Below are 10576 nucleotides of genomic sequence, written 5' to 3'. Positions count from 1 at the left end.
CCCAGGCCCACGGAGCCTTCATGCACGACGACGGCGCCCGCGCCTACTACCGCAAACAACGAGCCCGAGACGTCGACCACAACGCCGCGCTACGCCAACTCGCCAACCGCCTCGTCGGCATACTCCACGGCTGCCTAGCCCGCGGTATCCCCTACGACCCCGCCACCGCATGGAAGGACCAAACCCCCGCCGCGGCTTGACATCAAACCTTCAGGGATGTCTCGATCAACGAATGGGGATCAGCGGAGGGGGGATCAATGCGCGAGGAACACGACCACGTCGACCGTTCCGTCATCGCGGCGCCGTTTCTCGACCGCGAACGGCGTCTCGTCGTCGACGCCGATGCCGAACTTGGTGACGCCCTCGAACGAGGTGGCGAACGCGATCTCGCGCAGGGTCCGGTAGCTGTCGTCGGGGACGAACCGGTAGTCGCGGAACTGCTGTGGGTCGTTCACCCACGCGAACACCGACAACTCGAGGAAGGCGCCGCCCTGCAACGGCACCGGAAACCCGGAACCGTCCTGCCGCACCTGCGGCACATACCGGGTGTCGAAGCCCACTTCGGATGTCGTGGTGGCGATGACGATCTGATCGAAACACTCACCCGCGCTGGGCGTCACGTCGGCAATGCCGCCGTCGGTCGCGGGGCTGATCGGTGGTGCGGTGTCCTCCGCGGTGTTCCAGTTGGCGGGGTTCATGCCCTGGTCGATGCACTCGCCGTCCGAGGTCGGCGACGACGACTCGGCCGGTGGCGCAGCGGCGGACGAGGGTGTCACGGTCTGCGTCTCCGTTTCGGTGACCACCGCGGTTCACGGCTGCTCGTCGTCGGCGCATGCACCCACACTCAGCGCGAGCAGCACTGCCACCGCGCCCACAGCCATCGTCCGAATGTTCACATCACACCCCATCACTTGCGACCCAGGGTAGTCGGCCGCTGAGCTCAATCGAGGGAGCGAAATCCGGCCGATGCGGACGTCCAGGTGTTCACCGCACCGCGATAGCCGCCCGGGTTCTATTCGGCCACCAGCTCGTCGAGCTCGGCCTGCGACGTCGCGGCGATCACGTCGATGACCCGGTCATACGACGAACTGTCCGATGACACGATCCCGCCGTGGTCGATCCCCTGTAACAGCACCAGGGACGCCGACCCGCCTTGCCGTTCCACCTCGTCGACGTAGCGCCGCGAATTCGTCGGCGCGACAACGGTGTCGACGGTTCCGTGCATCGCCACGACCGGGGTGTCCGAGTCGATGTTCTGGATGGGATCGACCTCGGTGTAGCGTTCCGGCACGTCACTGGGCGTGCCGCCGAGGACCGTCACGATCCGGTCGTCGCCGTGGGTGGCCGCGTACCGCATATCGAGCGGACCGGCCAGAGACACGACGCGGGTGGGCCGGAACCGTGGGCTCGACCCGACCTCGTCGTCGTCGAGCTTGTGCCGGGTGCCGCCCCACACCGCCAGCTGCGCACCGGCACTGTGTCCGACGACCAACTCGTCGTCGGTGGTCAACTGTGGGTATCGCTGATCGACCTCGACGACATGGTCGAGGGCGCTGGCGATGTCGTGAAATGTGGTCGGCCATCCACCGCCGGACCCGACGCGCCGGTATTCGACGTTGTAGACCGCCATGCCCCGGGCGGCCAGGTCACGGGCGAACGGGTCGAACAGATCCGCACCCAACTGACTCTGCCACGCGCCGCCGTGGATCAGGACGACGAGCGGGATGGTGTCGGTCTGCTGCGGCCCGGCAGGTAGATAGAGGTCTGCCCAGTTCTGCTCGGAGTCGGCGTCGTCGACGGTCGGGTACTCGAAGCGGGTGACCGTCACGTCGTCGAGCGATGCGGCCGAGGTTGCGGACGGGGCTGCGGCCGGTTCCGGGGTTCCGTCCGACGTGCACCCCGCCGCCGACACCACGACACCGACGACAAGCCCCAGAATCGACAGCCGCCGGCGCCGATACACGCATGTTCTCCCTGCAGGGAGGGCACTTCCGATCACCGGATCATTCAACCCCGTGCCGGCAGGTTGTGCTGACGAGGGCCAGCCGCTAGTCCGTCTCCTGCAACTGTGCATCAGGCTTTCCCACCGGCGGCCGCACCACCAACACCACCACGATGATCACCAGCAGCACAGCTGTGAGTGTCACCGGGACCGGGATGAACGGGTCGAACAACACCAAGAGGGCCCCGACCGGAACCACGGTGTTGACGATCCGATCAGCGTTGTCGCGGATGGCGATCCACCAGATCCCGAGAATGAAGATCGCAACCGGGATCGTCACCGTGAACGACGCCTGGGTCTCCGTCAACTCGCTGTGGTGGGTGATCACGTCGATCTCCACCTCGATACCCGCGGAGAACGCGCCGGCAGCAGCGAACACGAAGTAGTGCACGTACCCGTATCGCAGAGACTGAGCCAATGAGCCGATGGCCCGGTGGTGGGGCGGCCAGAAATAGATCCAGAAGAGCGCCGCCGTCGCGATGAATGCGAGCACTGCGATGGACAGCAACGGTGCGAGTTCCTCGTCCTCGTGCAATGCCTCGATGACCGCGTTGGACGATGCCAAGAGACTCTCGCCCAACAGAATCAAGGTGAACAATCCGTAGCGCTCGGTGATGTGGTGCGGATGCCAGGGCGTGGTACCCGCGCGCTCGGCCACCACCGGCACCGCCAACTCGGCGATGATGAGCACGATCAACCCGACCGTGGACACCGCGCCGGACGGAATGAACAGCCACGCAATCCACAACACCTGCACCACGGCGATTCCGCCGGCATAGATCTCGCAGGTGCGGCGCCGGTCGGGAGCGCATCGGGACGCCCGCATCCATTGCGCGACCATGGCAAACCGCATGATGACGTAACCCGCGACCATCTGGGCGAAGTCGCGATCGGCAAACGTGGGTTCGATGCCGGACGCCAGGACCAACACACCCGCCATCTGCACGAAGGTCAGCACGCGGTACAGCCAGTCGTCGGTGCCGAAGGACGTGGCGAACCAGGTGAAGTTCATCCACGCCCACCAGATAGCGAAGAAGACGATCGCGTAGGACGTGACTCCGTCCACGACGTGGTTCTCGGTGAGAGCGTGATGCAGCTCGACCGCCGCGATCGCCACCGCGACAACGAACACGAGGTCGAAGAACAGCTCCAACGGTGTCGCGCTCCGCCCGGGTTCGTGAGGATCGCGCGGTCGCATGATGCTCAGGTGAAATCGTGGCGACATCGTCCACCCTCCTGGATCGTGTTCGTCGACGGCGGGTCCACCGCATCATGCCACCCGGACGTGCGTCTCGGCGGTGTGCTCGGCCCGTCCCGGCCGCGACATGACCGAGCCGTTGTCCGTCGTGGCCACGTCACGAGGACATAATGCCTGCCATGGCGTCTTCGTCTCCGCCCACGCGGATCGACCGGTACCTTCCGGGGCTCGTGACCCTGAAGTCCTACGAGCGGTCCTGGCTGCGCGGCGATCTGGTCGCGGGTGTCGTCCTCACGGCTCTGCTCATCCCGGCCGGTATGGGCTATGCCGAAGTCGCCGGCCTACCACCGGTGACCGGCCTCTATGCCACCATCATCCCGCTGCTCGCCTACGCGATCGTCGGACCCTCCCGCATCCTGGTCCTGGGCCCCGACTCCTCACTCGCCCCGATCATCGCGGCCGCGATCATCCCGCTCGCCGCGTTCGATGAAGAACGCGTCGCCCTCGCCGGCCTGCTGGCGATCGAAGTCGGCATCGTGCTGGTCATCGGTGGAGTGCTCCGGCTCGGCTTCGTCACCGACCTGCTGTCCAAACCGATCCGGATCGGCTACCTCAACGGCATCGCCCTCGTCGTGCTGCTCAGCCAACTGCCCAAACTCCTCGGCTTCTCGACCGAGGGCGATTCGGCGCTCGAAGAGATCATCGACTTCGGCCGTGGCATCGCCGACGGCGAGATCGACGGACTGTCCACCGCGATCGGTGTCGCGTGCCTGACCGTCATCCTGCTGCTCAAGCTGTGGCGCAAGACCTTTCCGGGAGTGCTGATCGCGGTGGTGGGCGCCATCGTCGTCGTCGCCGTGTTCGGCTGGTCCGACGACATCCCGGTGGTCGGGGCGATGCCCCGCGGACTGCCCACCCCTGCGCTCGGCGGCATCACGGTCGACGACGCGATCAGCCTCATCGGTCCGGCCATCGGTATCGCCCTCATCGCGTTCGCCGACACCAGCGTGTTGTCACGAACGTTCGCCGCTCGGGCCGGCACCACGGTCGACGGCAGTCAGGAGATGGCCGCGATCGGCACCGCGAACATCGCCACCGGCTTCCTCAGCGGCTTCGCGATCTCGGCGTCGTCGTCGCGCACACCGGTTGCCGAATCCTCGGGCGCCAAAACGCAACTCGCGCCGCTCGTGGGTGCGCTGCTGATCGTGGTGTTCATCTTCGTCGCTCCGAACATCACCGAGTACCTGCCGTCGTCGGCGCTGGCCGCGGTGGTCATCACCGCGGCGCTCTCGTTGGTCGACGTCCGCGGAGTGACAGCGTTGTTCCGGGTCAGCTGGGTCGAGGGTGCGTTGTCGATCTCGGCGTTCCTCGGCGTCGCATTGCTGGGCGTGCTGCAGGGCATCCTGGTGGCGATCGGGTTGTCGTTCATCGCGTTCGTGAACCAGGCCTGGCGGCCCTACCGAACCGAACTCGGCCGGGTGCCGGGCGTCCGCGGCTACCACGACGTCACCCGACACCCCAATGCCGAACGCATCGAGGGGATTCTGATCCTGCGTTTCGATGCGCCGCTGTTCTTCGCCAACGGGGGTATGTTCGACGACTACGTGCGCTCGGAGGTCACGCGTGCGCACGCCGCAGGCCACGCAGTGCACACGGTGATACTCGCCGCGGAGCCGATCACCGACATCGACGCCACCGCGGTCGACGAACTCGTCGAACTCGACGACTACCTGACCGCGCACGGGATCACGCTGATCTTCGCCGAGATGAAGGACCCGGTCCGTGAGCAGCTGGCGCGGTATCAGCTCTCGGTCGACGGCCATCCCCGGTTCGACGACTCCCGTTTCGCACCCACCACCGGCGCGAAGGTCGACGAGATCACCGGAGTGTGGCGAGGAGATCTGGGACCGGGCCACGGGACCTGACGCCCGACCGTGTCGTCTGCACGACCGACACGTCGGCAGGCCTCCCGCGCCGTGCTCTGCAGGTGTCGTACGGTGCTGCGCGTCATGAGCGCCGAACCGTATCCATCGTCCGGGCTGCTGGAGCCCGCGCCCGCGCCGGTACTCGGCCGGCGGCCACTGTTGACGCGTGCGTGGGCGCGGCGCCCGCACGTCGCTGCACCGGCGCGGCCACCTGGCCGTGCGCCACGCCAGCTGCACCAAGGGGTGGCCATCACGTGTCGGGTCGCGGCGGCGCACCTTCCGGTTCCGCTCGCGGGGGCGCACATCGTGGTCAACGGGCGTGAGCTGCTGCGCGGACGGTGGGGCCGGATCGAACTGCCGTTACCGGCCGGGCATCATCATCTTCGGGTGTATCTGCCGCGGGGCCGACGGCAGGTTGCGGAATGCTTGGTCGATGTGCCGGCGCATCATCTCGTTGAGCTCGAGTACGGGTTGTCGCGCAGGCTGATTGGGGCGGCGACGTTGCGGGTTTGTTCGGGGGTGTGGGCTGCCCCTTCGTGACGCGGGCTCGCAAGCTCGCACGCTCCTCAGGGAGCGGTTCGGGGAGCGGGTCAGTCGCCGGAGACGAGGGCGCGCACGTCGTCGGGGCTGATCACCGTTCCGAAGAGATCGCCTTCGTCGACGACGGCGTCGAACAGCTTGCGCTTCTTGTCCTGTAGCTCGACGACCTTCTCCTCGATCGTTCCTTTCGACACCAACCGGTAGACCGTCACCGGCCGGGTCTGACCGATCCGGTGGGCGCGGTCGACCGCCTGGGCTTCCGCCGCGGGATTCCACCACGGGTCGCACACGAAGCAGTAGTCCGCTTCGGTCAGGTTGAGTCCGAATCCGCCGGCCTTGAGGCTGATCAGGAAGACCTTGGTGGTGCCGTCGGAGAAGGTGTCGATCTGCGTCTTGCGTTGCGTCGCCGACATCGACCCGTCGAGATAGCTGTAGCCGATCCCCAGGTCGTCCAGCCGTTCCGCGATCAACGTCAGGAAACCGGTGAACTGGCTGAACACCAGTGCCGCATGACCTTCGGCGATCAGCTCGGGCAACTGCTCGGCGAGATAGTCGATCTTGGCGGATGCGACGTCGTGATCCTTCTCCTCCACCAGGCCGGCGTGAAGACTGAGCTGACGCAACATCGTCAACGACCGGAAAATCGCGAAACGGTTCTCCTCCCAGTTGCCCAGCAGACCGAGCACCCGTTGCCGTTCGCGGTTCAGCCGGGTCTGATAGATCTTGTCGTGCTTGGCGGCGAGCTCCACGGCCAGAACCTGCTCCTGCTTGGCCGGGAGGTCGGCCACCACCTGATCCTTGGTGCGCCGCAACATCACCGGCCGCATCCGACGTCGCAGTTGTTCGAGCCGTTCCGGGTGTTGTCCGGACTCGATGGGCTTGCGGAAGTAGTCGCCGAACACTTTCGGGGACGGGAACAGGCCGGGTGCGGTCAGCGACAGCAGCGACCACAGTTCCATCAGGTTGTTCTCCATCGGGGTGCCGGTGATCGCGAGCTTGATCTCGGCGCCGAGGCGGCGCGCACATTGGTGGGTCTTGCTGTTGTGGTTCTTCACGAACTGGGCTTCGTCGAAGATGGCACCGGTCCACTGGAATCGGCTGAGCTGCTCGAACTGTAGGCGCAGTAGCGTGTACGACGTGACGACGATGTGTGCGCCGTCGATCTGTTCGGCGAAGCTGACGCCGCTCTTGGCCTCGGTCGCGGTGACCGCGACGGCCCGCAGTCCCGGCACGAAGCGGTTGGCCTCGCTCACCCAGTTCCCGACGACGCTGGTCGGCGCGACGACGAGGAAGCTGCCGGTCGGGTTCTCCGTCGACGCCTCGGCGATCAAGGCGAGGGCCTGCACGGTCTTGCCGAGGCCCATGTCGTCGGCCAGGATGCCGCCGAGACGGTTCTGCCACAGGAACCGGAGCCAGTCGAGGCCGTCGGCCTGGTAGTCGCGGAGGTCGGCGTGCAGCCCGGCAGGTGGTCCGCCGGGGGCGGGCAAGGTGGCGTCCGCCAGTTTGCGCACCCGCGCATGCCATTCGGCGAGTTGTTCGTCGACCACACCGAGGCCGAGCAGCTCGTCCCACAAAGTGGCGTTGTAGGTGTTGCGGCGGACCAACCCGTTCTCCACCTCACCGAGATCCTGCGCCTCCTCGATGAGTTCGGCGAGTCGCCGCAGTTCCGGGTTGTCGAGCGAGAAGTAGGTGCCGTCGTCCAGCAGCAGGTGCGTGGCACGGGAGGCGATCGCGCGGATCACGGTTCCCAGCGGCACGTCGTGGCCGTCGACCGTCACCGTGATGGCGAGGTTGAGCCAGTCGTTTCCGACCGGCGTCTCCTCTTCGGAGATCGCGATCTCCGGGTCGGATTCGGCGGGCCGGAAATCAGCCGGGTCGCCGATGATCTCGACGGCGATGTCGTCGCCGAGCTCGGGCACGAGTTCGCCGATGAGCACCGCGGTGTCGAGCATCGAATAGGTGAAGGTGTTGCGCAGCAGCGTGAGGCTGGCCTGACGCACTGCCGTGTCGGTGTCCTCGGCGACGACGGCGTCGAGGTCGTCGTCGCCAGTGCGGCCGCTCCGCAACATCTGGTTGACCAGTCGGGTCGCCTGAGGGAGCCACCGAGAACAGCGGGCGGCGACCAGTTCCAGCGCCGGTCGCGCGGCCTTCCAGGCGCGGTCCTCACCGTCGGCATCGCGGATGCTGTTGGCAGTGGCGGGTTCGGTGTCGGTGAAGTCGCGCGCCCGGCCGTTGACCGTGTAGCGGATACGCCAATCGACGAGCGATGACTCGTCACCGACGCGGATGACCAGTAGCGGGATCGGGCCCTCGATTCTCGGAGGTGCGATCGCGTCGTCGACGATGTCGACAGGTACGTGCGCGGACAGGGACGGCAGCAGCTCGGTGGCGAACTCGTCGATGTCGGAGTCCGGGACGGCGATGCCACCCGACCTGACGAGCTCGTCGAGCGCCCCGCGATGGGCCGGCGCCTCGAACGGTCCCATCAGCAGGACGTCGTCGGACACGGTGAACGCCCCGTGCGGTGTGGGCGTTCCGATCAACCCGACAGACGATTGGTTCCACTCCTCGTGGTCGACCTGCACCGTCGGTGCGACGATGACGCCATCGTCGGAACGGTGGATGAGCAACGCCATCCGTGCCCCACCGAACAGTTCGATGCGACTCGCGCCGGTGGAGCGATCGGCCACGAAGGTGACCCCGGCGTCGTGGGCGTCGGCGAGCAGCCGCCAGATGTCGGTGGGTGCCCATCCGAGCGACAACCCGTGGTCCTGGTTGACGTCGAAGTTCATGACGGCCCGAGCGATCGCGACCACGGCGCGTAGCTGTTCGGGATCGTACTCATCGCCGCCCACCGACCGCCCCAACCCGGTGGAGGTGGCGGCCACCAGCCGCCAGTTGATGCCGGACTTCACCCACTTCCGGCTCGTGCCGCGTCGCACCAGCCGCACTGTAGGCGTCGGGTTCGGCGCCCACCGGCTCGTCGGCGGCAGTTCGACGAGAATGCCGATCGGCTGCGGCTCCCGGTGCTCGGCAGGCGGCACCAACGCACCGAGCGTGGTTCGCCACTGCGCCGGTAGCTGGGCAATCTGCGGGGCCTGGCCATGGCGCGGTGATCCCGACGGATCCGCAGCCTCCGCCGCGAAGGCGGTCAGGATCAGCGCGACGGCGTGTTTGCAAAACACACCGACCGGGCACGTGCATTCGGTGTAGTCCAGCGTCCGACTACCGTTGATCGGGCTGAACTCGGCGGTGATGCGGTAGATCTCACGTCGCGATCCACGGCACCGTCCGGACAGCATCAGCTCGTCGTCGGACCATTTGAGGCCAGTGATGCGTCCTTGGTCCGAGTAGTCCAGCCCACGGTCGAGTGTCGCCTCGTCGAATTCGAGGAGAAGGTCGCTGCCGCTGGCGCTGAGCGGTTCATAGCCCGACATGACCACAGGTTAGGCCCGCCGAGGGACAGGATTCGCGATCACAACACCTTATGCACAGAATCTGTGGCTAACGTGTCGTCTGTGAGTGAAGTGATCGACGAACTCCATCCCTGGAGCTGGAGCAGCTATGCGACCCTCGCCGATGTCCTCCCGGCGATCGACGCCGCGTTCGACGGAGAGCAGTCCGCCGCGGTGCCCATCCCCGCGAGCAAAGATGTGGTGCTGCTGCTGATCGACGGGCTCGGCGACAGCCTGCTAGCCGCCCACGCGGACGTGGCGCCGACGCTCACCTCGCTGCGATCGACGATCATCCGGGCCGGCTTCCCCGCCACCACCGCGACGAGCATCACCAGCCTCATGTCGGGGACGTCATGCGGAACCCACGGAGTGATCGGATACTCGTTCCGGACCGATCGGGACGCCACCCGCGCACCGAATCGTCAACTGCTCAACGCACTTCGGTGGACGCTTGACCGTTCGGACGGGCGGTCTGCACTGGACACCTATGTGCCGGAGGAGATTCAGCCGATCGCCGGTCTACTCCCGGAGATGGCCGGGCGCGGCGTCGACGTCACGTACGTGATGCCCGGGCTGTATCGGGGATCCGGGTTCAGCCGGGCCGCGTTCCGGGTGGACGGGACGTATCGGCCCGCGCAGAAACCGGCGGAGATCCTCGCGGGCATCACCGAGTCTTTGGCGGAGTCGGGATCTGGCCACCGCCTGGTGTACGCGTATTGGCCTGATCTGGATGCGGCCGGACATCTGTTCGGACCCGGGTCTCCGCAATGGGTCAAGACGCTGGGCGTGGTCGACCGACTGGTGGCCGACCTGGTATCCGGCCTGCCCCGCGACACCGGTCTGGTGGTGACCGGCGACCACGGAATGATCGAGGCGGACAACAGAATCGACATCGACACGACGGACGAGATGCTGAAAGGCGTGGAGGCCGTCGCGGGTGAGATGCGGGTGCGGCACGTGTACACGCGGCCCGGAGCCCGCGACGCCGTCCAGGCGTTCTGGACCGACGTCGTCGGCGACCATGCCCACGTGGTGGCGCGTGAACAGGTGCTCGACGAGGAGTGGTTCGGCGAAGAGGTCACCGACGTCGTCGCCGAGCGGGTCGGGGACCTGGTCGCGGTCGCGCGTGGCACCACCATCCTCACGCGCAGTCTCACCGATCCGCAGATCGAGGTGAACATGGCCGGCCACCACGGGGCGTGGACCGCGGCGGAGCAGTTGGTGCCGGTGTTGGTGGCGCGGGGGTGAGTCGTCTTCCGGTGGGCGAGCACTCCCCCGCTGGTCGAGCGTCCCCCCGCTGGTCGGCCCACTTCTCGCTGGTCGAGTAGCCCGAGGCGCTAGTGTCCTGCGCCATAAATTCGTTAAATAACTGTAACGGAGGGATGTTGCGCGGCAAACGGGCTGCTCGGGCGTGGGATCCTGGGGTATGGCAGGTGGGCGACCGAAGATCGAGTTG

At 66.7% G+C, this 10576-nt stretch carries 7 protein-coding genes and 1 pseudogene; 4 read left to right on the top strand and 4 right to left on the bottom strand.

Features of this window, described 5'->3' with window-relative positions; all coding sequences use genetic code 11:
* A pseudogene (locus tag V1Y59_RS23535) lies at positions 1 to 200 on the top strand (IS110 family transposase); the annotation flags it as partial.
* Between the two features lie 54 nt (positions 201 to 254).
* Here V1Y59_RS23535 and V1Y59_RS23530 read toward each other — a convergent pair.
* The 3 genes from V1Y59_RS23530 to V1Y59_RS23520 form a co-directional block, all read right to left on the bottom strand.
* Positions 255 to 776: an AMIN-like domain-containing (lipo)protein gene (locus tag V1Y59_RS23530; protein ID WP_330507465.1), complete on the bottom strand. Its 522-nt coding sequence runs from the start codon at positions 774 to 776 to the stop codon at positions 255 to 257.
* A 236-nt stretch (positions 777 to 1012) separates the two neighbouring features.
* Positions 1013 to 1963, bottom strand: a complete 951-nt coding sequence (locus V1Y59_RS23525) for an alpha/beta hydrolase family protein (protein ID WP_330507464.1) — start codon at positions 1961 to 1963, stop codon at positions 1013 to 1015.
* A gap of 85 nt (positions 1964 to 2048) precedes the next feature.
* Positions 2049 to 3227 (bottom strand): low temperature requirement protein A, encoded by a 1179-nt coding sequence (locus tag V1Y59_RS23520; RefSeq protein WP_330507463.1) that lies wholly within the window; start codon positions 3225 to 3227, stop codon positions 2049 to 2051.
* A 152-nt stretch (positions 3228 to 3379) separates the two neighbouring features.
* Between V1Y59_RS23520 and V1Y59_RS23515 the strand changes: the two genes are divergently transcribed.
* The gene (locus V1Y59_RS23515; protein ID WP_330507462.1) at positions 3380 to 5125 is read left to right on the top strand and encodes a SulP family inorganic anion transporter; all 1746 of its coding nucleotides are present in this window, start codon (positions 3380 to 3382) and stop codon (positions 5123 to 5125) included.
* Positions 5126 to 5209: 84 nt separating this feature from the next.
* Entirely contained in the window at positions 5210 to 5665 is a 456-nt protein-coding gene (locus V1Y59_RS23510; protein WP_330507461.1) for a hypothetical protein, read from the top strand.
* 50 nt (positions 5666 to 5715) lie between these two features.
* On the opposite strand, the gene V1Y59_RS23505 is transcribed toward V1Y59_RS23510, so the two are convergent.
* Entirely contained in the window at positions 5716 to 9102 is a 3387-nt protein-coding gene (locus tag V1Y59_RS23505; protein ID WP_330507460.1) for a DEAD/DEAH box helicase, read from the bottom strand.
* 81 nt (positions 9103 to 9183) lie between these two features.
* Here V1Y59_RS23505 and V1Y59_RS23500 point away from each other — a divergent pair, with 81 nt between their 5' ends.
* Positions 9184 to 10368 carry an alkaline phosphatase family protein gene (locus V1Y59_RS23500; RefSeq protein ID WP_330507459.1) on the top strand — a complete coding sequence of 395 codons (1185 nt, stop codon included), beginning with the start codon at positions 9184 to 9186 and terminating at the stop codon, positions 10366 to 10368.
* The last annotated feature ends 208 nt before the right edge of the window (positions 10369 to 10576 follow it).

Origin of the sequence: Gordonia prachuapensis, assembly GCF_036350515.1 — a bacterium.
GTDB classification, from domain to species: Bacteria; Actinomycetota; Actinomycetes; order Mycobacteriales; family Mycobacteriaceae; genus Gordonia; species Gordonia prachuapensis.
The sequence above is the reverse complement of the archived record's forward strand: the minus strand, read 5'-3'. Positions and strand labels throughout refer to the sequence as shown.